Annotated in this window: 25 protein-coding genes; 9 read left to right on the forward strand and 16 right to left on the reverse strand. The window is 37.1% G+C overall.

What is annotated here, in order from left to right; translation table 11 throughout:
- Positions 1 to 14: 14 nt before the first annotated feature.
- The 16 genes from BBG48_RS04095 to gyrB form a co-directional block, all read right to left on the reverse strand.
- Positions 15 to 884 carry a VirB6/TrbL-like conjugal transfer protein, CD1112 family gene (locus BBG48_RS04095; protein WP_068912356.1) on the reverse strand — a complete coding sequence of 290 codons (870 nt, stop codon included), beginning with the start codon at positions 882 to 884 and terminating at the stop codon, positions 15 to 17.
- 16 nt (positions 885 to 900) lie between these two features.
- Positions 901 to 1,116, reverse strand: a complete 216-nt coding sequence (locus BBG48_RS04100; RefSeq protein WP_068912354.1) for a Maff2 family mobile element protein — start codon at positions 1,114 to 1,116, stop codon at positions 901 to 903.
- Between the two features lie 160 nt (positions 1,117 to 1,276).
- On the reverse strand, positions 1,277 to 1,489 hold the full coding sequence (locus BBG48_RS10960) for a Maff2 family mobile element protein (RefSeq protein WP_158527899.1): 213 nt from the start codon (positions 1,487 to 1,489) through the stop codon (positions 1,277 to 1,279).
- Positions 1,490 to 1,659: 170 nt separating this feature from the next.
- The gene (locus tag BBG48_RS04110; protein WP_068912350.1) at positions 1,660 to 3,507 is read right to left on the reverse strand and encodes a VirD4-like conjugal transfer protein, CD1115 family; all 1,848 of its coding nucleotides are present in this window, start codon (positions 3,505 to 3,507) and stop codon (positions 1,660 to 1,662) included.
- Positions 3,504 to 3,989 carry a PcfB family protein gene (locus tag BBG48_RS04115; RefSeq protein WP_068912348.1) on the reverse strand — a complete coding sequence of 162 codons (486 nt, stop codon included), beginning with the start codon at positions 3,987 to 3,989 and terminating at the stop codon, positions 3,504 to 3,506. Before BBG48_RS04115 ends, BBG48_RS04110 begins: the two co-directional genes overlap by 4 nt.
- A gap of 82 nt (positions 3,990 to 4,071) precedes the next feature.
- Complete coding sequence (locus BBG48_RS04120) at positions 4,072 to 4,284, reverse strand: DUF5348 domain-containing protein (protein ID WP_068912347.1); 213 nt, start codon at positions 4,282 to 4,284, stop codon at positions 4,072 to 4,074.
- Between the two features lie 20 nt (positions 4,285 to 4,304).
- Positions 4,305 to 5,282, reverse strand: coding sequence for a DUF6017 domain-containing protein (locus tag BBG48_RS11635; RefSeq protein WP_068912345.1), 978 nt, complete (start codon positions 5,280 to 5,282; stop codon positions 4,305 to 4,307).
- Positions 5,283 to 5,492: 210 nt separating this feature from the next.
- Positions 5,493 to 5,855: a hypothetical protein gene (locus BBG48_RS04130; RefSeq protein ID WP_002584990.1), complete on the reverse strand. Its 363-nt coding sequence runs from the start codon at positions 5,853 to 5,855 to the stop codon at positions 5,493 to 5,495.
- 255 nt (positions 5,856 to 6,110) lie between these two features.
- Positions 6,111 to 6,977, reverse strand: a complete 867-nt coding sequence (gene aroE, locus BBG48_RS04135; protein ID WP_094754378.1) for a shikimate dehydrogenase — start codon at positions 6,975 to 6,977, stop codon at positions 6,111 to 6,113.
- A 144-nt stretch (positions 6,978 to 7,121) separates the two neighbouring features.
- Positions 7,122 to 7,889 carry a SigB/SigF/SigG family RNA polymerase sigma factor gene (locus BBG48_RS04140; protein WP_068912341.1) on the reverse strand — a complete coding sequence of 256 codons (768 nt, stop codon included), beginning with the start codon at positions 7,887 to 7,889 and terminating at the stop codon, positions 7,122 to 7,124.
- A 24-nt stretch (positions 7,890 to 7,913) separates the two neighbouring features.
- Positions 7,914 to 8,297, reverse strand: a complete 384-nt coding sequence (locus tag BBG48_RS04145; protein WP_068912822.1) for an ATP-binding protein — start codon at positions 8,295 to 8,297, stop codon at positions 7,914 to 7,916.
- A 49-nt stretch (positions 8,298 to 8,346) separates the two neighbouring features.
- The gene (locus BBG48_RS04150) at positions 8,347 to 8,664 is read right to left on the reverse strand and encodes an STAS domain-containing protein (RefSeq protein WP_068912340.1); all 318 of its coding nucleotides are present in this window, start codon (positions 8,662 to 8,664) and stop codon (positions 8,347 to 8,349) included.
- Positions 8,665 to 8,669: 5 nt separating this feature from the next.
- Positions 8,670 to 8,960 carry a hypothetical protein gene (locus BBG48_RS04155; protein ID WP_094754377.1) on the reverse strand — a complete coding sequence of 97 codons (291 nt, stop codon included), beginning with the start codon at positions 8,958 to 8,960 and terminating at the stop codon, positions 8,670 to 8,672.
- Positions 8,961 to 8,990: 30 nt separating this feature from the next.
- Positions 8,991 to 9,260, reverse strand: a complete 270-nt coding sequence (locus BBG48_RS04160) for a YtxH domain-containing protein (RefSeq protein ID WP_068912338.1) — start codon at positions 9,258 to 9,260, stop codon at positions 8,991 to 8,993.
- A 66-nt stretch (positions 9,261 to 9,326) separates the two neighbouring features.
- On the reverse strand, positions 9,327 to 11,768 hold the full coding sequence (gene gyrA, locus BBG48_RS04165; RefSeq protein WP_068912336.1) for a DNA gyrase subunit A: 2,442 nt from the start codon (positions 11,766 to 11,768) through the stop codon (positions 9,327 to 9,329).
- A 58-nt stretch (positions 11,769 to 11,826) separates the two neighbouring features.
- The gene (gyrB, locus tag BBG48_RS04170; RefSeq protein ID WP_068912335.1) at positions 11,827 to 13,746 is read right to left on the reverse strand and encodes a DNA topoisomerase (ATP-hydrolyzing) subunit B; all 1,920 of its coding nucleotides are present in this window, start codon (positions 13,744 to 13,746) and stop codon (positions 11,827 to 11,829) included.
- Between the two features lie 635 nt (positions 13,747 to 14,381).
- On the opposite strand from gyrB, the gene dnaA reads away from it, so the two are divergent.
- The 9 genes from dnaA (at position 14,382) to yidD (ending at position 21,971) form a co-directional block, all read left to right on the forward strand.
- Entirely contained in the window at positions 14,382 to 15,719 is a 1,338-nt protein-coding gene (gene dnaA, locus BBG48_RS04175; protein WP_068912333.1) for a chromosomal replication initiator protein DnaA, read from the forward strand.
- A gap of 163 nt (positions 15,720 to 15,882) precedes the next feature.
- Positions 15,883 to 16,989: a DNA polymerase III subunit beta gene (dnaN, locus tag BBG48_RS04180; protein WP_068912332.1), complete on the forward strand. Its 1,107-nt coding sequence runs from the start codon at positions 15,883 to 15,885 to the stop codon at positions 16,987 to 16,989.
- Positions 16,990 to 17,517, forward strand: a complete 528-nt coding sequence (locus BBG48_RS04185) for a YfcE family phosphodiesterase (RefSeq protein WP_068912330.1) — start codon at positions 16,990 to 16,992, stop codon at positions 17,515 to 17,517. It begins immediately after the preceding gene.
- Positions 17,518 to 17,535: 18 nt separating this feature from the next.
- Positions 17,536 to 18,204 (forward strand): DUF2225 domain-containing protein, encoded by a 669-nt coding sequence (locus BBG48_RS04190; RefSeq protein ID WP_068912328.1) that lies wholly within the window; start codon positions 17,536 to 17,538, stop codon positions 18,202 to 18,204.
- Between the two features lie 18 nt (positions 18,205 to 18,222).
- Positions 18,223 to 20,109, forward strand: a complete 1,887-nt coding sequence (mnmG, locus tag BBG48_RS04195) for a tRNA uridine-5-carboxymethylaminomethyl(34) synthesis enzyme MnmG (RefSeq protein WP_068912326.1) — start codon at positions 18,223 to 18,225, stop codon at positions 20,107 to 20,109.
- Between the two features lie 62 nt (positions 20,110 to 20,171).
- Positions 20,172 to 21,011: a bifunctional 5,10-methylenetetrahydrofolate dehydrogenase/5,10-methenyltetrahydrofolate cyclohydrolase gene (locus BBG48_RS04200; protein ID WP_068912324.1), complete on the forward strand. Its 840-nt coding sequence runs from the start codon at positions 20,172 to 20,174 to the stop codon at positions 21,009 to 21,011.
- Between the two features lie 152 nt (positions 21,012 to 21,163).
- The gene (rpmH, locus tag BBG48_RS04205) at positions 21,164 to 21,301 is read left to right on the forward strand and encodes a 50S ribosomal protein L34 (protein ID WP_068912322.1); all 138 of its coding nucleotides are present in this window, start codon (positions 21,164 to 21,166) and stop codon (positions 21,299 to 21,301) included.
- A gap of 93 nt (positions 21,302 to 21,394) precedes the next feature.
- On the forward strand, positions 21,395 to 21,742 hold the full coding sequence (gene rnpA / locus BBG48_RS04210; RefSeq protein ID WP_068912321.1) for a ribonuclease P protein component: 348 nt from the start codon (positions 21,395 to 21,397) through the stop codon (positions 21,740 to 21,742).
- Positions 21,735 to 21,971, forward strand: coding sequence for a membrane protein insertion efficiency factor YidD (gene yidD, locus BBG48_RS04215; protein ID WP_094754375.1), 237 nt, complete (start codon positions 21,735 to 21,737; stop codon positions 21,969 to 21,971). Before rnpA ends, yidD begins: the two co-directional genes overlap by 8 nt.
- The last annotated feature ends 3 nt before the right edge of the window (positions 21,972 to 21,974 follow it).

A 21,974-nucleotide genomic window follows, 5' to 3' on the forward strand; every position in this document is an offset into this window, starting at 1 on the left:
TGGAAAACCTCCTTTTAATGTGAATGGAATAATGATTTTGCCAGTGCGCCGGATTTCAAAAGGTTAAAGCAAAGCAGCACCGTATAGGCTGCGATGGAGAATATCGCGGTGTGCAGATTGTCCGCTATAACCATGTTGTTTACCAAAACCGCGTAAATGCCGACGCATATCATAATGAGGAAGCCTTGAAAGCCGAGGGCAAACAGGCCTTTTAAGTAGTTGTTTCCGATTTGCCCCCATTCCCGGTTTGTCATGGTGGCGAATGGGATAGGCGATACGGAGCAGTATAGGTAAATCTCAATCATACGCCCGTACAAAACAACCGTTATCAGCACCGACATGATTTTCATGCAAAGGCTGACAAGGCTTGTTTCGAGCATAAGCAAGAGCAGTTCGGGGATTTCCATTGCGTCAAGCCCGGCTTGCATGGACGAGAGCGCGGCGGCAACATCAATGCTGGTGCTGCCGCCGATCACGCCCGCCGCGCCGGAAACAATGTGCTGTGCCATGTCGAATACCGCCATAGTGATGTCAAAGGTATGCGTGACGATAAACACCGCAACGAACGCTTTGAAAAACCACTTAAAGAACATGAACGTGTCGATGTCGTGCATATTGTTCTTTTCCGTTACCATGCTGATAAGCTCCACGCATAGAACGTAGGTAATGACAAGCCCCGCAATGGGGACGATCACATTTTCCGATAGCGTCTGTATCATGGAAAATATGCTTGCGTTCCACCCCTGCGGGGTCTTGCCTACCTCGGCGGCAATCGTACCGACCTTTTCGTTTACGTCCCCGAACATAGTTGACAGATTTCCGTTGATCGCTCCGATCAGGATTTCCTTGATCCATTCGTTAATCGCGTCAAGTATGCTCTGCATAGGACATTACCGCCGCTTAACCGAACAGCCCTTTGAGCAGGGGAACGAGAACGCCGCCAATCAAGGCAACGCCGCCGCCCGCCATAAGCTGCTTCATGCCCTGCGATTTTGCCCCCGGATTGTCATTACCATAGCCCTCCAAGAGGTTGATAACACCCCAGATGCCAAGACCTGCGCCCAGTGCAATCACAAGGGTCTGCAATACGTCTACTGCCGAATTGAAAAATGTCATAGATTGACCTCACTTTCTGCCGCTTTGCGGCTCTTGAATTTTTGTGTTTGTGTTTTTGTGCATGAAAAAAGCCGCCTTCATCAAAAAGGCGGCTGCGCGGGCAATGCCCGCAAGGGAATAGGAAGTGCAAAGGTAGGAGCGCGTACCATGTAGCCGATGCTTACGGTCTTGATGGCGGTATCACCTCCCAAGTGGCGGTGCGGACAAGTTCGCCGCCCGCTTTAATGAGATCAAGAGCTTGCGCCCGCTGGCGTTCGCCGCCGCTTTGAAAGCTCTCCAAAAGCTGCACGGCACCCCATACCGCAAGCCCTGCGGCAAGAGCGGTGATAAGCGTCTGCATGACTGCTTCCGGCGTTGTGCAGGCGTTCGTCACGGCATCCTCCTTTCCGCGCCGCCCTGCTTGGCAAGGTAGGCACTGTATGCGGTCAGAAAGCGGTCGATGGCTTCCTGCCGCTTTTGCTGCCGTTTCTCCGCAAGGGCGACAAGCTCCCGGATCGCCCGCGCAAGCTGCTGTTTTTCCCCGCTTCTTTCTGATGCGTCTGTTCATTCCGTAACCTCCTGTAAATCCGCTGCGTCAATTTCGTAATAGTCAAAGATGGTATCCGGCTTGATGATTACCGGGCGACGCTGCCGCTTCAAAAACTTCTCGATGTCAAAGGTGTTTTTCTTGTCATAGTCCGAAAGGTATTTGTATTTCGGGTGCCTCGTGATGTCGTACTTGTCGGAGAAGAACGGGCGAACGCCCCGTAGCTGCAAGATACATTTCCCGCCGTCCATCACGGCAATTTCGTCCTGGCTCATAAGCTCCTTTCCGAGCTTTTGATAGTTCAGCCCATGAGAAACGTCCCGCCCCCGGTTTTCGGAAGTGTTGAAGCTGTCAATCGTTTCTTTCCCCAAAACCTCGGAGATTTCTTTCAGCGTCGTTTTCTCCTTGCCGCCGAGGAAAAGGGTTGTATCGCAATTCCCGATGATGGTGTCGGCGTGTTCCTTGTAGATGGCTTTTAGCTGGCTCTGCGCCTGCACCACAAGGCAAGCGGAGATTTCCCGGCTTCGCAGGACGCTGATCAGCCGTTCCAGATTGGGGATCGTGATGTTTGCTACCTCGTCCAGCAGACAGCGCACATGAACGGGCAGCCGCCCGCCGTATTCGTCGTCGGCTTTGGTGCAGAGCAGATTGAAAAGCTGCGATACGATCATCGCCGTTACAAAGTCAAAGGTGGGGTCGGTGTCGCTGGTGATGATAAAGAGCGCCGTTTTTCGGTCGCCCAGCGTGTCAAGCTCCAATTCGTCGCTCTCCATCAGCTCCCGCAGCTCCTTAATGTCAAAGGGTGCAAGCCTCGCACCGCAGGAAATGAGGATCGAGGAACGGGTCTTGCCCGCAGACAGGAGAAACTTTTTGTACTGCTTGACCGCAAAATGCTCCGGGTCTTTTTCCTCCAAGCGTTCAAACATGAGGTCAACGGGGCTTTGAAACTCGCTGTCATCCTCGCGGGCTTCGCTTGCGTTGATCATTTCAAGCAGCGTCGTAAAGTTTCGCTCTGCGTCCGGGGCTTCGTAGTGAATGTAGCCGATTAACGCACAGTACAGCAGCCGCTCGGCTTTCACCCAAAAATCCTCGCCGGACTTTTCGCCGCTGCCCTTGGTGTTGGCAATCAGTGTGTTTACCAGCTTTAAAATATCCTTTTCGTCGCGGAGATAGGCGAAAGGATTGTATTTCATGCTCTTTTTGAAGTTAATGGTATTCAGCACCTTAATACGGTACGGCTCATAGACGAGCTTTCCGTTTTTTCTAACGGGCTTTCCGTCCTCGCCCAGCTTCGGACTGCCGCGCTCCAAGAGCTTGCCGCATTCGAGCAGGAGAGTACCTTTCGGGTCAGACACGAGATAGCTGCTGTGCATCTGCATCAGGTTGGGTTTGACGAAAAAGCGGGTTTTGCCACTTCCGCTGCCGCCCACCACCAGCACGTTTTTGTTCCGTGCGTACTTCGGCTGCTTCGGGCGGCTGTTCATCATCAGCCGTTCCGTCTGTGTGAGCAGCACATTGTTTTCAAACACCGGGTCGATGTACGGGCGTATATCGTCGGCGCTGCCCCATCTTGCGCTACCGTACTCTACGCCACGGCGATATTTCTTCGCATTTTTGCCTTTGACGTAAACTATAAGGCGGATCAGTGCCGCGCCCAAAATGCCCACAAGTAAATCTGCGGGGTGCAGGCTCGGCGCGAATGAGGAAAAGGCGGCGGCAAAGCCGTCACCAATGGTAAGCAGCTTGCCGGAGAGGTCAGCCCCCGGCGCAAGCCGCACCGCCTGTCCCACTTTATCAAAGAGATACACAAAGAGCAGATAAGGCAGATTGGGAAGTATCAGCTTTTTCAGATTTATGCTTTTCATCGCTCAATGCCCCCTCTTGTCTGATTTTTCACCTTTTGACGGTCGGCGTTAAGCTGCTTTGCGGCTTCCTTAAACGCCGACAGAGCTTTTCGGATTGAGGGTTTTTGTTTCTGTGTCAGCTTCTTTGCGGAAAACTCCTGAAAGGCTGCGGTCAAAACGTCCGCGTCGCGCCCTTTGAAAAACACAAGGTAGCGGGGCGGGCTTTCCGTCGCGTCCTTTTTCAGCGCAAAGTCAACGCCGTATTTCTTTGCCGTACTCTCAAAGGCTTTGATATTGCTGTCAGTGATTTCGATGCTGCTTACGCCTGCGTTCTGCTTCATAAGCTGTTTTAGGGTCTGCTTGCCGTGGTGCTGCACCGGCTTATCCAACTGCTTTTTGATTTGTGAAAGCATGAAGCGAATGGATTTTTGCAGCATTTCGGCGGTGAGCTTGGTCGTCCTTATGGATAAGGCAATGACTTTTTCGTTGATGTCATCTTGCATTTACCGTCCTCCTTTCGCGGTGATATGTGCTGCGCCGCTTTTAGGCGCAAAAAATGGGCGTCCGCTATCTGCGCCGCCCCGCTTAAATCCGCACCAGTAAGCCGTTCAAGTCCTCGGCGCGGACACCCGCAAGATACCAGTTGTCGCCGTACTCCATGCGGGTCGGCTTCCACTTGCCGCCTGTGAATACCTCCAAGCACTCGCCGCAATGCAGCCCGCCGTAGTAATCGGCAAGGTCAAAGCGGATGTCGTAACGGTCAGCGGTTTCGTCAAAAAACAATGCGCCCTGCTTCATAGTCTTGTCCTCCTTTGGTTTTACAGGCTTTCGCCCTCGTTACAGGTGTAATCGGGTATGCCGCCTTTCGGCTTCGCCCATGCGCCGCCTGCCATGTCGTGGGCGACAAGAGAGGTATAGTAGCTGTCGATGGTGGACGGGGCGTTGAACAGCACCGCCCGCAGATACTGCTTGATATTGCGGATCTTCGTGGTGTTCTCCCGCATACAGTCAAGGACAAATTCAATATGGCTGCTCGTCAGCTTCAAAAACTTGCTTTTGACAAGCTCTGCCGGATAGTCATCCCCGGCGATGCGGAGTGTCTTTCTCGCTGTGCATACCGTTTCCAGTATGAGGTCAACGATTTCGTCCAGTCGGTCTTTATCCATGTGCGGGTCCTGTGTGAGAATGTCATACTCGATATTGTCCTTGATGATGTCCCTGTAAATCTCTATTGCGCTCTGCGTTTTCGCCTCCGTTCCTTTCCGTTCCGGCTCTGCCGCGTCCTCTGTGAAAGGTGAGGGGTAAGGGGAAAGGATAGGAATGGAATGGGTATTTGATATATCCGTATTTGATTTCTCTTTTTTTGATAAATCAGTTCTTGATATATCTTTATTTAATTGCGTTGGATTTTCCAACGTAGGGTTTTCCAACATAGGTTTTTCCAACGTTGGATTATCCAATGTTGGATTTTCCAATGTAGGTAAATCCGATACAGGCGGGGTCTGCGGCTGCTCAAAGATTACATAGTCTGTGCCGCGCAAGCGTCCTTTCTCGTCGCGCTCCCTTGAACGCACGATATACCCGGCGCGTTCCAGTTCCTTAATGGCTTCCCGGATAGCGTCGATTTTCTCCCGGTTGATAAAGGACAGCCCCGCAAGGGTGTAGTCCCAATCCTCCGGCAAGGACAGCATTTGCGAAAGCAGCCCCTTTGCTTTCAAGGTCAAGCCTCTGTTGCGTAGATGGTGGTTGCTCATAACCGTATAGCCCTTGTTGCGCTCCACTCTGAAAACTGCCATTGTTCATCACTCCTTTGCTGTGGTTTTGTTATGCAGTAGAAGCACGTTTTTAAGGGAAAAGGTATAAACACCTTGCCTTGCCAAAACCGCGCCCCAAAAGTCGCTTGCTGCAAGGCTTTTTCCTGCTCTACTGCGTAACATGAGGGCATGAAAAAAGCGGCGTTCCTGTTCTTCCTTGTGGGAAATGAGAAACGCCGCTTGTGCGGTGCGTTATTCTGCTTCTTCGGCTATGAGGTCTTGTATGACTTCGCCAAAGTCTGCCGTAAAGGAAAAAATGAAGTATTCCAAAACGGCGGGGTCTGCGTCCATAGGCTCGGCTTCTTCGGAAAAGGGCAAGCCCATAAGCCCGTAGAGCATTTTTATGATTTTGAACAGCTTTCCCCGGTCGGCGGGGGTGTTCATGGTAACAAGTACGTCGGTCAAGCGGTTTACGGTTTCCATGTCACCGCCTGTTGTTACCCATACCATTTCTGCGAATGGCTGCGTGATTGCTCCGGTTACAAGGTTTACCTTATCCTTGCTGATTTCGCCGGACGGGAGTATAATACCCTTGTCTAAAAGTACGTTTTTCATGTCGTCCTCCTATAATCTGTGGTGCCAAAATGGTGCCCGGTCTTACAAAATCATCTTATACGGAGATACGGCAAGATAAATGACGATATGCGGAAAACCTTGATTTTAAGCCATTTTCGCAAGGTTTTATAAACACTTGCGCGGGCTTATAAGAAGATTTCCGTCTATCAAATCAATAAAAAATACCTTTGTAGTTTTTTACAAAAGTATTTTTTATTGTTTTTTTATTTTCACTTAATCCAGTTTCGTATTAAGCTACAGTTTTAAACTATTTATTATTTCTTCTACACTTGCTGATTTTCCAGTCCAAAGCTTGCAAGACTCAATCCCCTGACATAACAACATAGGTACTCCATTTGTATTTTGTAGATTATTTTGCTCAGCATATTCGATTAGCTTTGTTTTTTTGTCACTATACACTAAATCATATATAAACGCTGAGGTCTTAGATAACACCTCCTTACTTGATACTATGCACTGATTTTTATCTTTTAGTCCAAGAGAAGTGGCATTTATAAGCATATACGCATCAGAAAGCTCATTTTTTATATTTATGTCATTTGACTCTATTATTCTGACTTTTGTTTTAGATTGCATTTTATTTGATATAATATCAAGCAGTCCTTGAGACTTGTCTCTATTTTTTTCTTTTTCTACTATCACTATCTCTGAGGCAAAGCTCTTTGCAAGCATTATACCTATAGCTCTACCCGCTCCACCCGCTCCTACTACTAAAATTTTTTTATTCCTTATGTCTAAATTTAAGTATTCTAGCGAGGTTATAAAACCAATACCATCGGTGTTGTAACCAATAAGTTTTCCATCATCACCTATTACAACAGTGTTTACAGCTCCGGATAATTTTGTCTCACTATCTATTTCATCTAAATACTTTAATATTTCAACCTTTAATGGAAATGTTATATTCATACCTCTTGCATTTAAATTTTTTAAGGATAATATTATATCTTCTAAATCTTCTTTTTTTGTATCAACAGCCAAATAACAATAATTTTCTCCAAGCAGTTCAAATAAAAAATTTTGCAATTTTGGAGATTTGCTATGTGAAACCGGACTGCCAAGCAGTGTTATTAATCTTGTAGTTGCATCTATATAATTCATAATCTTATACCCAATAAAATATTTTAATTTAATATATACTCTAAAATAAAATGTTCCACGTGGAACATTTTACAAAAAGGTGGAAGTCATTTCCACAATTTTTATTTTACTTGTAAAGAAAAAAAGGCGGAAAAAAAGCTCCACCTAATTTGCATTTTGTTTTTGATATTCATTTTTTAACTTTGATAAGATTTTCTTTTCCATCCTTGATACTGTCATTTGAGACACATCAAGCTCACTTGCAAGCTCCATCTGAGTTTTGCCTTGGAAATATCTATCATATACTATCTTTTTTTCAATGTCAGATAAGCCCTGCATAAGCGCTGACAACATATCAATATTTTCTATTTCTGTGTAATTTTTATCTTCTTCTCCAATCAGCTCACCTAATGACATATCCTTATCCTCTCCATCATTATCATACTTTATATCTAATGAAATCGGAGAATAAGCTTGAGAGGCATCCATGGTTTCCAGCACTTCCTCTTGAGTTATGCCAAGCTCATTTGCTATGTCTTCAACTGTTGGTATCTTTTTTTGTTCTTGACTAATTTTAACTTTTGCCATATTTACTTTTTTGGATAATTCCTGAATTCGTCTAGGAACTCTAATAGACCAACCCTTATCCCTAAAATATTTTTTGATTTCTCCTATTATTGTTGGTGTGGCAAATGATGAAAATTCAAATCCTCTACTTAAATCAAATCTCTGTATTGCATAAATTAAACCCATTGATGCTACCTGAAAAATATCTTCGTAATCAATACCTTTACCGATGTATTTCTTAGAAAGAATTTCAGCTATATACATATTCCTATTGATAAGTTCATTTCTTATATCTAAATCTTCAGAACTTCTGTATTTAGCAAATAACTCCTTGTCGGTGAAGCCATCGTACTGATTAGTGCTCATATGGCTACTCCCTTCTTAAAAGCTTTATATGTTTTCAAGGAATTTTACCATGGTAACCTTGCTACCTTTACCTACTTTAGACTCTAATTGAACCTCATCCATTAGTGTTTTTATGATAAATATTCCCAATCCGCCTTCTTTAGGACTATCCATATCCGGTACTTGGATAGTGTTTACATCATATCCTACACCACAGTCTTTTATTTCTATTTTTATTTTATTAGAAAATACTTCCACTGCTATATCAAAATAGGTATCTAGTGCGTGTTTTACTGCATTTGCACAGCCTTCTGATACTGCCACCTTAATATCTTCTATTTCTTCTATATTAAAACCCATTCTGTTTGCTATTGCAGAAACAGTTAGTCTCACTACCCCGATATACTCTGATTTACATGGCAAAGACATATTGACTTTGTCTATATTATCATAAGCGACGTCATTGATAGGCACGATATTATACCTCCATTAAAAATATTTTATCTAAGCCAGTAATTGTAAAAACCTTCTTTACATTGTCTTTTAGGCTATTTAGATATATATCCTTATTTTGAGTTTTTAATCTCTTTAGTGTACCTATCAAAATTCCAAGTCCGCTACTATCTATATAATCTAGCTGGGACATATCTATTACTATATCCATTATTTTTTGCTCTGTAACTTTTTTTAGCTCGCTCCTAAACTGTTCTGCTGTATCTAAATCTATTTCACCCTTTAGGCTGATTTTTTGGCAGTCTCTGCTTTCATCATAATTTGAAATAATACTAAGTGACAAATCAATTACCTCCTAGACATTCTTTTTCTTCTTTTTTGTGCAATGCTTAGTGCTGAGCGTCCTACTCCTTTAAATATGCCTAAATTTGCTATGCCATTAGTCATGTTGTCAGCTCTTATAGACAAATTCGCTATGGATAAAATTATATCCTCTATTTCTCTTTCATTATTATATATTATTCTTCTTGCGTCTTTAACTGTTTCACTTAGACTTTTAAACAGTAAGCCTAGATATACGCTAAAAAATAATACTCCAATGCCCATTAGTAGTATACCTATTTCCCAAATACCTGACATTCTATCTCCTTTTTCTCTAAATTAAAATTATTAAAATTCTTTTACGAACACACTTTGTCCATCTATTGGTCTTATGTCTTTTCCTGTATAGAGTCCTACTGTATCAGTAACAGTTTCTTTTATAGAGTCAATGTCATATTTAAGATTTTGTGTCTTATCGTCTAAACTTTTTTTTGCGATGTCTGCTTGGTCTTTTACATATTGCAAAGTCTCCTTGCCACTTCTTGGAGCTGTGAGCAGGCCGGCTATATATCCCACGCATAATCCTATTACTAATGCCTCAAAGGTGTTTTTTCTCATCATTCCTCCATTATTTTGAAATTTTTAAAATTAATTTATTTAAACTTAATAGTATAAAATAATTTCTTAGTCTACATCCTCAGCTGCTATTTTAGCGATAGAAGAAATAGATGAATTACCCTCAACCCTCATAAGCTTAACACCGCTAGTTGAACGTCCCAAAAGTGATATGTCTTGTACGCAGGTTCTTATCAATGTACCGTCAGAGTTGATTATCATTATTTCATCTTGTGGATTTACTATAACAGCTCCCGCAACCTTACCGGATTTAACTGTTACCTTGTATGCTATTATACCCACACCACCTCTGTTTTGAACCTTAAAGTTGGATAATTCTGTTCTCTTTCCATATCCATTTTCAGAGATGACTAGTAAATCACTGCCTTGTGCAGTAACATCAACTGATATAACCTCATCATCATTTTTAAGTTTCATTGCAGTAACTCCTCTTGTTGCTCTTCCAAGAGGTCTGACTGTATTTTCTGCTATTTGTATTGCAAGTCCATTTTTTGTTACTAGTAAAAATTCAATATTTTTTGGTGTTAAGATTACATTTACTAATCCATCTCCATCATCAAGGTTAATAGCTATTTTACCTTGAATTTTGCTTTTTGTATACTCTGTTACCTTTGTTTTCTTTATTATGCCTTTTCTTGTAAACATTGTAAGGTAATTTTCTTCTGTAGCGGCGTCTGTGGATATAAAGCTTGTAACCTTGTCGTCTTTTTCTAATGGTATTAGATTTACTATATTTGTACCTTTTGCTGTACGTGAAACCTGAGGTACTTTATATACGTCAAGATTATAGATTTTACCCTTTGCTGTTAGGAATAATAGCATTTCATGGTTCTTTGTAATCACAAAGTTTTCTACAAAGTCTTCTTCTTTTGTGGTCATGCAGGCAATTCCCTTGCCTCCACGTTTTTGAGACTTAAATGTATCTATTGGAGCTCTTTTTATATATCCTTGATGAGTCAGTGTTATTGCCACTTCTTCATTAGGTATTGTGTCTAGAATGTCAATTTCTTTTTCTTTTGCTATTATCTGAGTTTTTCTCTTATCATTGTATTTATCAGATATTTCTGTAAGCTCTTGTTTGATAATAGACAACAATTTTTCTTCACTGGATAATATTTCGTTATATTCTTTAATTTTTGCAATTAATTCATTTTTTTCGTCCTCAAGCTTTTCTTTTTCTAGTCCTTGAAGTCTTCTTAGTCTCATGTCCAAGATTGCTGTAGCTTGGATTTCGCTAAGGTTAAATCTATCCATCAATTTTTGTAAGGCATCATCATAGGCTGTACGAATTATTCTTATTACTTCATCTATATAGTCGATGGCTATTAATAAACCTTCTACTATATGCAGCCTTTCTTCAGCCTTTGTCAAGTCAAACTGTGTTCTTCTAGTTACAACTTCTTTTTGGAAATTTAAGTAATAATTTAAAATACTCTTTAGACCTAAAACCTTAGGCTCTCCATCTACAATCGACAAAAGTATTATTGAAAATACTGTCTGCAATTGAGAATGCTTGAATAACTGATTTAATAAAACTGTAGGATTTATATCTCTCCTTGTTTCAATTACTATTTTAATGCCGGTCTTTTTGCTTGACTCGTCTCTTAAATCAGTAATTCCTTCGATTTTTTTATCCCTTACCAATTGACCTATTTTTTCAACTAGCATTGCTTTATTTAGCTGATATGGTATTTCTGTAACTATTATTTCACTCTTACCATTTGGCAATTCTTCTATCTTGGTTTTGGCTCTAAGCACTACTTTGCCACGTCCTGTTTCATAGGCATGCTTGATGTTTTCTTTGCCCATGATTACTCCACCAGTTGGAAAATCAGGTCCTTTGATGTGCTGCATCAAGTCATCCAGTGTTGCGTCAGGATTATCTATCAAGGCTATTAGTGCATCTACAACCTCTTTTAGGTTGTGAGGTGGTATAGATGTAGCCATACCAACTGCAATACCATTTGCACCATTTACAAGTAAGTTCGGAAATCTTGATGGTAAAACTACAGGTTCTTGCTTTTTTTCATCAAAGTTTGGTCTAAAATCTACAGTATTTTTATTAAGGTCCTGTAGCATATACTGAGCCATTTTGTCCATACGGGCTTCTGTATACCTGTATGCTGCAGGTGGGTCACCGTCAAGTGTACCAAAGTTACCCTTACCTTCTACAAGAGGGTATCTCATAGAAAAGCTTTGAGCTAATCTTACCATAGCGTCATATATGGATGAGTCTCCATGTGGATGATAATAAGCCATGGTATGACCAACCACATTTGCTGATTTATGAAAGGGTTTATCTGCTGTAAGTCCTAATTCTGCCATGGCATAAAGTATCCTTCTATGAACCGGCTTTAGTCCGTCTCTTATGTCAGGCAATGCTCTTCCTATTATAACGCTCATAGAGTAGTCTATATAGCATCTTTTCATCTGCTGGTTTAAGTCTACTTCTTTTATTTTACCATGGATATCTTTTATATCTTCACTCATTTATTCTCCTTGTTTAAACCTATTATATTAAATTTTTAGATATTGTATATACCTATTTTTAAATATCAAGGTTTTCAACATATTTTGCGTTTTCTCTTATAAAATCTCTTCTTGGTTCAACTTTATCACCCATAAGAGTGCTAAATATTTCATCCGAACTAGCTATATCATCAACACCTACTCTTAAAAGTATTCTGTTTGCAGGGTCCATAGTAGTATCTCCAAGTTCCTCGGCATTCATTTCTCCAAGACCTTTGTTTCTTGATACGACTACTCTGTTATCTCTACCTATTTCACTCAGCTTTTTGTCAAGCTCCTCAGGTGAGTAAGCATAATAAATTTTTTTACCCTTTTGAATAGAAAATAGTGGAGGTTGAGCTATATATACATAACCTTGTTCTATTAAAGGTCTCATAAATCTAAAGAAAAATGTCAATATAAGTGTCCTTATATGAGCCCCATCAACGTCGGCATCTGACATTATGATTATTTTGTGATATCTAAGCTTTGACTCATCAAATTCATCACCTATGCCACAACCAAAAGCTGTAATCATATTTTTTATAGTATCTGATTGAAGTGCTTTTTCTAGTCTAGCTTTTTCTACGTTAAGTATTTTACCTCTTAGCGGCAAAATAGCCTGATTTTGTGAGTTACGTCCTTCTTTAGCAGAACCACCCGCAGAGTCTCCTTCGACTATGAATATTTCAGATTTTGCTGGGTCTTTTTCTCTGCAATCTGCAAGTTTACCCGGTAGAGATGTGCTATCTAGCACACCTTTTCTTCTTGTAATATCTCTTGCTCTTTTTGCAGCTAATCTCGCTCTTTGAGCTGTAAGACATTTATCCATTATCGCCTTGGCAATAGAAGGATTTTCTTCTAATATTTCTGATAGAATATCAGAGGTTGTTTGGTCTACAGAGGACCTAATCTGTGGATTGCCAAGTTTTGTCTTTGTTTGTCCTTCAAATTGAGGTTCGGGTAACTTTACAGAGATAATAGCTGTAAGACCTTCTCTTACGTCTTCACCTGAAAAATTTTCTTCTTTTTCTTTTAGAGCTCCGGATTTTCTAGCATAATCATTTATTACTCTAGTAAGTGAGGATTTAAATCCTACTAGGTGCATACCACCTTCTATGGTGTTGATGTTATTTGCAAATGAATAGATGCTTTCACTATAGGCATCTGTATATTGCATTGCAATTTCTATGTCATAATCTCCATCCATTTTATCAAAGTAGATTATATCTTCAAAAAGTGGATTTTTACCGGCGTTCATAGCTTTTACATACTGCTTTATACCGCCCTCATAGTGATAAGTTTTCTTTATATGAGGTTCTACTCTTAAATCCTCTAGAGTTATTTTTAAGCCTTTGTTTAAGTATGCAAGCTCCCTTAATCTGTGCTCTAAAGTTTCAAAGCTATATACTGTTTCATCGAAAATAGTATCATCCGGTATAAATGTAATTGTAGTACCGGTCTTTTGACTTTCTCCTATTACTTGTATCTCTGATAATGCTTTTCCATAAGAAAATTCTTGCTTAAAAATTTTACCTTCTCTTTTAACTGTAGCAATCAAAGATTTGGATAAGGCATTTACTACTGATATACCAACCCCGTGTAAGCCTCCTGAAACTTTATAGCCACCTGTGCCAAATTTTCCTCCTGCATGGAGCACTGTAAGGACGGTCTCCAATGATGACTTTCCAGTTTTAGGATGAATGCCTGTAGGTATACCTCTACCATCGTCGACTACCGTTATTCCTCCATCAGTATTAATAGATACATAGATTTCATCACAAAATCCAGCTAATGCTTCATCTATAGAGTTGTCCACTACTTCATATACCAAGTGGTGTAAACCCTTTGTACCTGTTGAGCCTATGTACATTCCCGGTCTTTTTCTTACTGGCTCAAGACCTTCTAGAACCTGTATTTGCTCAACGGAGTATTCGGTATTTAATTTTTCGTTTTCCATCTAAAATCCTTTCACTTAACAAAATTAAAAAAAGCAAAAAATACTTTGCTTTTCCTTGCAAGTTTATACAAATTATACCATAAAGCTACAAAAAATTAAAGCATAGCATAATACTAAATATATGATATAAATTTTTATCTGATGCAAAAAGCTTGACTATGGGTAAAAAATTTATATCTAAATTAATTTTATTTAAGCTTTAAAAATAATTAGACTTTGTTAAATAAAAAACTAGATAAAAATCAGATTTTTTAAATTTTCAATATGTTGTATTGAAAAAAAATTTTTTCACAAAATGTGTTTTTTTTGTCTTTTAGATAAAGTACAAATTTTTTTTCAATAGATTAAGAGATAAAAAATATTTTTTATTTCTAATTTTTAGTTGAAAGTTAAAATGATATTTGCTAAACTATATTTATCCACAATGTGAATAAATTTGTTAAAGTTATTAACAAATTGTGAATTCTTTGTGGATAACTTGTGATTATTTTAAAAAATATCCACAAAAAAGCAGAGTTTTGCTGTTTATAATGTGGATTGTTTTTTATTTATCCTGTTGATAACTTTTTATATAGAGTAGTTATTAATATATTATCAACAAACAATTCATAATTTTTAGATTTAGAGGAATATTAATGGACGGACTTACCATTTGGAAAAATATACTTAATCTCTTCAAAGAAAATGTCGGGAAAGATTACTACCGCACCATGTTTGGAGATGAAGTATTAAAATATTATGATTACATACACGGCACAATATATTTAATGTGCGAAAATGATTTTGTAAGAGATAATGTTGAAAAAAACTTAGAAAAATTATACGCAGTAGCAAAAAGATTAGATTTCAATGATTTAAAAATCAAACCTATCAGAAGTGACCAAGAGATTGTCACAAGCTACAAAAAATTAGAAAATTCTCAAGATGGGATTATAGACAAATTTACTTTTGATAGCTTTGTAACAGGACCATCTAATAAATTTGCCTACGCTGCCTGTGTATCTGTTGCAGAGATGCCTAGCTTTGAGTCTCCAAAAAATGCGTACAACCCATTATTTTTATATGGAGGAGCAGGTCTTGGCAAAACTCACCTTATGCACGCCATAGGTAATGAAATTAAAAATAAAAATAAAGGCTACAAAATATTATATCTTTCTTCAGAAACCTTTACAAATGAGCTTATTACTGCTCTTAAAGAAAAAAAGAACGAAGAATTTAGAGATAAATATAGAAATCTTGACTGCCTTTTGATAGATGATATACAATTTATAGCAAGAAAAGAGTCTACTCAAGAAGAAATATTTTATACCTTTGAGGCACTTCACAAGGCTAACAAACAAATTATAATTTCCAGCGATAAGCCACCAAAGGAAATAGCTACTTTAGAAAGTCGACTGTCCTCAAGATTTCAATCAGGACTAACAGTTGACATACAGCCACCCGATTTTGAAACTAGAATGGCAATACTTAGAAAAAAAAGTGAGCTGGACGAAAAATATGTAAGCGATGATATACTAGTTTTGATTGCAAAAAATATTAAGTCCAATATAAGAGAACTAGAGGGTGCACTAAATAAGGTATGGGCAATATCTTCCATGATGAAAGAGCCTATAACCTATGATTTGGCTATAGATGCCCTAAAAGATTTTTTTGATGCAACAGCAGTTACAAGATTGGATATAAATGCTATTAAAAATATAGTTGCTCAAAATTTTAATATCAGTATTGAGGATTTTGCCTCAGAAAGAAGAACCAAGGATATTGCCTATCCTAGACAAATAGCTATGTATATGGCTAGAGAGCTTACTGATATGTCACTACCAAGCATAGGTAGAGAGTTTGGCGATAGAGACCACACTACTGTAATGCACGCTCACAAAAAAATCAAAAAAGATATCATGCAGCAAAAAGACGGCGTTGATATTAAGATTAATAATATGATTAGAACTTTAAAACAAAATGTGGATAATTGATAACTTATCTACACAAAATTAATATGTTATCCACATAATTATTAAATACTAGATGTCACAAATTTAAATGTATCCACATACTTATCCACTTATCCACAAGACCTACTACTAATACTACTACATTTTAATTATTATTTTTTATTTTGATAAACTTGGAGCCATCATGAAATTCAATATTCAAAGAAACGAATTAATCAGAGCCATCAACATGGTTGTTAGAGCTGTATCAACTAAAACATCTATGGAAATATTAAAAGGGATTTTATTTGAATTAGATAATAATACCCTAACTCTTACTACAAATAATTTACAAATGAGCATACAAACCACACTTCCTTGTCAAATATATGAAACAGGAAAATTTATAATCGATGCTAAAATGATAAATGATATAGTAAGAAAATTGGAAGAGGATACCATACATTTTTCTATAGTAGAAACAACAGATTTAATAGAAGTAAGATGTAAAAACTCAAAATTTAACATCAAATACGTCAAATATGAAGATTTTCCAATGCCGTCTTATATAGATGAAAATTCTTTTGTAAAAATAGATGCTCAAAAATTAAAAAATCAAATATTAAAAACAGGCTATGCAATTTCAGGCAACAATCCAAATCCAATTTACCAATCCCATTTTATGAAAATAGATTATGGTAAAATAAATATGTTTTCCATAGATGGATTTAGAATAGTTATAATGAATCAAGACTACGATGATATGTCTTATGATGATAAAAGATTTATCCTTCAAGGTCAAAGTATGATTGAAATATCAAAAATTATAGAAGATAAGGATGAATTTATCAAATTTGGATACGATGACAGACATATATGCTTTATGACTGAAAATACAATAATAACAACAAATCTTGTAACAGGAAAATTCCTAGAAACAAGCGACTTTTTACCAAAGGAGTCAGATTTTAAATCAATAGCTAAAATTAAGCTTAGTGATTTTAAATCAGCAGTTGAAAGAGTAGCACTAATGTCATCCAACAAGCTTATAAAATTCAGCACAAAAGACTTTTTGATGAATATAGAGTCAAGAAATGATGCAGTAGGAGATGCCAAGGAAATTGTAGATATAAATCTTGAAGGCTCAGATTTTGAAATAGCATTTAATGGAGACTTTATCTTAGATGCTATAAGATACATTGATGAAGAATACATCAATATAAATATAGTCGACAGCTTGAGCCCATGTGTAATTACACCTGAAAATAATAAAAATTATCAAAATGTTGTATTACCAGTAAGGATGAGATAAATGAACGTAGGATTTGTCAGTGATACCCATGGAGACGAATATTTTTTTAAAAAAGCAGTGGAATTTATGTGTGAATATGATATGATTATACATACCGGAGATGTGCAATCATACGGTGAGACATACCCAACCTTTATAAGCGAGTATATATCAACACTAAGTAATATTTACTTTGTAAGGGGAAATGGGGATTATTTTGATGGGAAAAAACTGCTTGGCGTTGAAAATGACTTTGAAAGTAAAATATTTAATGCAGATGGGATAAAAATATTTGCAACACATTCACATATGAAGCCTATGAGTAGCTATATTAGTGAGGCTATAAAAAATGACTGTAAAATTCTTACCTATGGTCATACTCACGTAAAACAATTGCAAAAGACACAAGAAGGTTTAATTTTATTAAACCCCGGTTCTACATCTAGACCAAGAGATGGAATAAAGTCATTTGCATATATGCAAAACGGAATATTAAAATTATATAATTTAGAAGATTTTAGCGTAATAGCACAAATAGAGGTCAAGTAAATATAAAGGAAATTGTAGATGAAAAATCCACGAAAACTATTTGATAAAAAAATGGTTTGTCCAAATTGTCATAATGAATTTGAAACAAAATCTCCTTTTACTAGTAGATTAAGAGTATTAGAATATAAATCTGATGGGCATAAGATATACAAAGATTGTTCACCTTATTATTATGAAGTATCAGTTTGTCCATTTTGTGGCTTTGCCTTTACAAATAGATTAAATAATCCGGTTTATGAAGAGGATGTACCTAAGCTATTGGAATATTTTAAAAATGTAAAGAACTTTAGCAATTATACTGGTGAAAGAACTATACAAGATGCTATAAGGATATCAAAATTGGCTCTTATAATTGCAAAATTGATGGAAGAACCTCATACTCTTGTAGGTGCACAATTTCTTAAAACAGCATGGCTATATAGAGAAATTGGAGATGAGAAAAACGAGCTTGCAAATTTAAGACTAGTAAAGGAGCATTTGACAGAGGCATTTGAAAGTGAAGATTTTGAATATTTTGGATTAAGTGCCCATGTTTTATACAATATATTAGCTGAGACGTCTAGGACACTTGACGATTACAGCAGTGCAGCAAAGTTTTATGAAAAACTTTTTAAAAGTACGACAGCACCAATATATATGAAGCAGAGAGCTCAAAATAATTGGCTGGAATACAATGGAAGATTTTAACAAAAGTATAGGAGAAATATGGTTTTTAACGCAGGAACATATGATGTAATAGTAATAGGTGCAGGACACGCAGGTATAGAAGCAGCACTTGCACCGGCAAGAATTGGTCTTAGCACATTGCTTGTAACCTTATCAATGGAAACAATAGGATATATGCCATGTAATCCATCTGTAGGCGGTACAGGTAAAGGACATCTTGTTAGAGAGCTTGACGCTTTGGGTGGACAGATGGGTATTTCATCAGACAAGACATTTTTGCAGTCAAAAATGCTAAATACCTCTAAAGGTGTAGCTGTAAGGTCACTTAGAGTACAGGTTGATAAACAGCAATATCATTTATATATGAAAAAAGTTGTTGAAGAGCAAAAAAATTTAGATATAGTTATGGACGAAGTAATGAGCATAGAGGTAGAAGGACAAAAGGTAAAGTCTGTAACTACAAAGCTAAATGCTAGATACTATGCTAAGGCTGTCATAGTTGCAACAGGTGTATACCTTGACTCCAAGGTATATATAGGAGAAGTCAATTATGAGTCAGGACCGCTTGGACTTAGAGGAGCCTATGGCTTGTCAGATAACCTAAAAAATCTAAATATACCGATACGCAAATTTAAAACCGGAACACCGGCTAGAGTACACAAGGACTCTATAGATTTTAGCAAAATGATAGAGCAATTTGGAGATAAACAAATAGAACCAATGTCATTTTTGAATGAAGGAGTTGATATTGGTGATAATCAGGTATCATGTTACCTTACAAAGACCAATGAAAATACTCATAAAATAATATTGGATAATATAAACCGTTCCTCATTTATAAGAGGTGATATGACAGCTATAGCTGGAGCTAGATATTGTCCATCAATAGAAGATAAAGTAACAAGATTTAGAGATAAAGACTCTCATCAGTTTTTTGTAGAGCCTGAAGGAATAGATAACAAAGAGTACTATATTCAAGGATTTTCTTCATCATTGGCTTATGATATACAATTAGAAATGTATAAGACAGTACCAGGATTGGAAAATTGCAAAATGATTAGACCTGCCTATGCTATAGAATATGATTGCATAGACCCATTATTCTTAAAACCGACATTAGAAACCATAGATATATCAGGACTTTATTTTGCAGGACAAATGAACTCAACCAGCGGATATGAAGAGGCTGCTGCTCAAGGCATAGTTGCAGGCATAAATGCAGCTGCAAAACTAAAAGGCATGGAAGAAATGATATTAACTCGTGACAACAGTTATATAGGTGTACTCATAGATGATTTAGTTACAAAAGGTACAAATGAGCCATATAGAATAATGACCTCAAGAGCTGAGTATAGACTATTACTAAGACAGGATAATGCTGATGAAAGACTGACTGAAATAGGTTATAAATATGGACTGGTTGATGAACAAAGATATGAAAAATTTAAGCAAAAGTACGATAGCCTTGACAAAGAATTAGAAAGATTAAAAAATACCAGTGCAGATTTTAATAAAATAAATGTTTATTTTGAAAATAACGGTATAACTCCACTTTCCTCAAATGTAAACGCATACAATCTTCTAAAAAGACCTGAGGTAAATTATAATACACTAATAGAGCTTGGTATTGGCGATGAACAACTACCAAAATATGTTCAAAGTAAAGTAGAGACTGAGGCAAAATATGAAGGCTATATAGTAAAGCAAAAGCAGCAGGTTGAAAAGTTTAAAAAACTTGAAAACAGACTTATCCCTGATGAAATAGATTATGAAGATGTAAAGGGCATAAGAATAGAGGCTAGACAAAAGCTTACGAAAATAAAACCTCATAGTATTGGTCAGGCATCAAGGATATCAGGAGTATCTCCATCTGATATATCAGTATTGATGGTGTACTTAAATGCTTACAATAAAATAAATGGATAGGTTTATAATTTAAATTAATATTTAAATAAACATAATTTAGTATATAAAACTAGGGGTATATGTTGAGTAATATATTAAAATCTGATAATCTATACGATAAAGTAAAAGAAGATTTAAAATTCAAAATATCAAAATTAAAAAAAATACCAAAAATTGCTATCATTAGATTTGGAAATTCTCCTGCTGATTTAGCATACCAAAAAGGAATTGTTGCTACTTCTTCTAGTCTTGGCATAACAGATGATGTATATGAATTTGATATAAATATTGATACTGATACTATTGTTTCACTTTTAGAAAGACTTAACAATGACGATGACATTGGCGGTATATTAATATTAAAACCAATGCCCAAAAGCTTGGATGAAGAAAAAATAAATCATAAAATATCTGTAGATAAGGATTTGGACTGCATAAATCCGGTAAATAAAGCCAAGGTATATTCAGGTGACATAGATGGATTTATACCACTTTCGCCTAAAGCTGCTGTAAAATTATTGGAATATTACGACTATGATTTAAAAGGGAAAAAATGCGTAATAGTCAATGACTCTCAAATAGTAGGCAAGCCACTTGCTATGATATTGCTAAAAAAAATGGCTACAGTATCTATTTGCCATATTTATACGCAGGATTTAAAAGCCTATACAAAAAATGCAGATATAGTATTTGTAGCCACTGGAGTACCGGAGATGTTTGACAGCAGTTATTTTAGTGAAAATACTACTGTAATTGATATTGGAATATCTCGCAACAAAAAAGGCGAGATGAAAGGTGACCTTGATGAAGAGGAAGTAAACGGCAAAATAAAAGCCTACAGCCCGGTAAAAGGCGGAGTAGGCAAGCTGACAAATTTATTTTTGCTGGAAAGCATGATTAAAAAGGCATTAAAAAATAAATAAACTTTATAAAATATATAAAATAGTATATATGGTAAATTTTATTGATTGGTGTTAAAATTAAATTGACAAATCAATTCTTATACCTTATAATTAAACGATATGATGCGTATTTAATGGATACAAGTAAATAAGCAAGTAAAGGGAGTGATATAATGAATAAAGGAACTTATCAACCAAAGAAGAGACAAAGAAGTAAAGTACACGGCTTTAGGCAAAGAATGAGAACAGTTGGCGGAAGAAACGTTTTGAGAAGAAGAAGAGCAAAAGGTAGAAAGAAACTGTCAGCTTAATACGTTTTAGTTAGCCACTTATGAATTTAAGTGGCTTTTTATTCGTATTTAAAATTATTAAAATTTTTTTGGTAGTATAAATGGATGGCATATATGGATTTTGAAATGCTAAAAAAGGATAAAGAATTTAAATACTTATATTCAAGGGGTAAATCCTTTGCTAATAAAAAGTTGGTAATGTATTATACCTATACAAAAAGCGATGTCCCTAAAATAGGTATTAGCGTATCAAAAAAAGTAGGAAAAGCCATTACACGAAACTACTTGAGACGCATCATAAAAGAAAACCTAAGAAATAGGCAAGACCTTAAAAAAAATATAAACATGATAATTATTGTGAGAGTGGGAGCAGACGACTTAGACTACAGGTCTATGGGCAAATCTCTGTCTCATCTTTTTAACAAGTGTAAATTAACAGTTAATAATAAAGGTGATGAATAATATAAAAATCTTATCAAAGCTTGCAATATTAATGATACGATTTTATCAATCGGCAATATCTCCAGCCATAGGACCACATTGTAGGTTTATACCCACTTGCTCAGCCTATGCACTACAGTGCTATAGAGAGTATAATTTTTTTAAGGCAACATTTCTGACTATAACAAGACTACTTAGATGCAATCCACTTTTTAAGGGTGGATATGACCCAGTTCCCAAGAAAAAGTAATTT

The organism is Criibacterium bergeronii (genome assembly GCF_001693775.2).
GTDB classification, from domain to species: domain Bacteria; phylum Bacillota; class Clostridia; order Peptostreptococcales; family Filifactoraceae; genus Peptoanaerobacter; species Peptoanaerobacter bergeronii.

What these genes read in the sequence shown, in the direction of transcription:
- BBG48_RS04095 (WP_068912356.1), bottom strand. Translation starts at nt 884, where the DNA reads ATGCAGAGCATACTTGACGCGATTAACGAATGGATCAAGGAAATCCTG.
- BBG48_RS04100 (WP_068912354.1), bottom strand. Translation starts at nt 1,116, where the DNA reads ATGACATTTTTCAATTCGGCAGTAGACGTATTGCAGACCCTTGTGATT.
- BBG48_RS04110 (WP_068912350.1), bottom strand. Translation starts at nt 3,507, where the DNA reads ATGAAAAGCATAAATCTGAAAAAGCTGATACTTCCCAATCTGCCTTAT.
- BBG48_RS04115 (WP_068912348.1), bottom strand. Translation starts at nt 3,989, where the DNA reads ATGCAAGATGACATCAACGAAAAAGTCATTGCCTTATCCATAAGGACG.
- BBG48_RS04120 (WP_068912347.1), bottom strand. Translation starts at nt 4,284, where the DNA reads ATGAAGCAGGGCGCATTGTTTTTTGACGAAACCGCTGACCGTTACGAC.
- BBG48_RS11635 (WP_068912345.1), bottom strand. Translation starts at nt 5,282, where the DNA reads ATGGCAGTTTTCAGAGTGGAGCGCAACAAGGGCTATACGGTTATGAGC.
- BBG48_RS04130 (WP_002584990.1), bottom strand. Translation starts at nt 5,855, where the DNA reads ATGAAAAACGTACTTTTAGACAAGGGTATTATACTCCCGTCCGGCGAA.
- aroE (WP_094754378.1), bottom strand. Translation starts at nt 6,977, where the DNA reads ATGAATTATATAGATGCAACTACAAGATTAATAACACTGCTTGGCAGT.
- BBG48_RS04140 (WP_068912341.1), bottom strand. Translation starts at nt 7,889, where the DNA reads ATGAGCACTAATCAGTACGATGGCTTCACCGACAAGGAGTTATTTGCT.
- BBG48_RS04145 (WP_068912822.1), bottom strand. Translation starts at nt 8,297, where the DNA reads ATGTCTTTGCCATGTAAATCAGAGTATATCGGGGTAGTGAGACTAACT.
- BBG48_RS04155 (WP_094754377.1), bottom strand. Translation starts at nt 8,960, where the DNA reads ATGTCAGGTATTTGGGAAATAGGTATACTACTAATGGGCATTGGAGTA.
- BBG48_RS04160 (WP_068912338.1), bottom strand. Translation starts at nt 9,260, where the DNA reads ATGAGAAAAAACACCTTTGAGGCATTAGTAATAGGATTATGCGTGGGA.
- gyrA (WP_068912336.1), bottom strand. Translation starts at nt 11,768, where the DNA reads ATGAGTGAAGATATAAAAGATATCCATGGTAAAATAAAAGAAGTAGAC.
- gyrB (WP_068912335.1), bottom strand. Translation starts at nt 13,746, where the DNA reads ATGGAAAACGAAAAATTAAATACCGAATACTCCGTTGAGCAAATACAG.
- dnaA (WP_068912333.1), top strand. Translation starts at nt 14,382, where the DNA reads ATGGACGGACTTACCATTTGGAAAAATATACTTAATCTCTTCAAAGAA.
- dnaN (WP_068912332.1), top strand. Translation starts at nt 15,883, where the DNA reads ATGAAATTCAATATTCAAAGAAACGAATTAATCAGAGCCATCAACATG.
- BBG48_RS04185 (WP_068912330.1), top strand. Translation starts at nt 16,990, where the DNA reads ATGAACGTAGGATTTGTCAGTGATACCCATGGAGACGAATATTTTTTT.
- BBG48_RS04190 (WP_068912328.1), top strand. Translation starts at nt 17,536, where the DNA reads ATGAAAAATCCACGAAAACTATTTGATAAAAAAATGGTTTGTCCAAAT.
- mnmG (WP_068912326.1), top strand. Translation starts at nt 18,223, where the DNA reads ATGGTTTTTAACGCAGGAACATATGATGTAATAGTAATAGGTGCAGGA.
- rpmH (WP_068912322.1), top strand. Translation starts at nt 21,164, where the DNA reads ATGAATAAAGGAACTTATCAACCAAAGAAGAGACAAAGAAGTAAAGTA.
- rnpA (WP_068912321.1), top strand. Translation starts at nt 21,395, where the DNA reads ATGGATTTTGAAATGCTAAAAAAGGATAAAGAATTTAAATACTTATAT.
- yidD (WP_094754375.1), top strand. Translation starts at nt 21,735, where the DNA reads ATGAATAATATAAAAATCTTATCAAAGCTTGCAATATTAATGATACGA.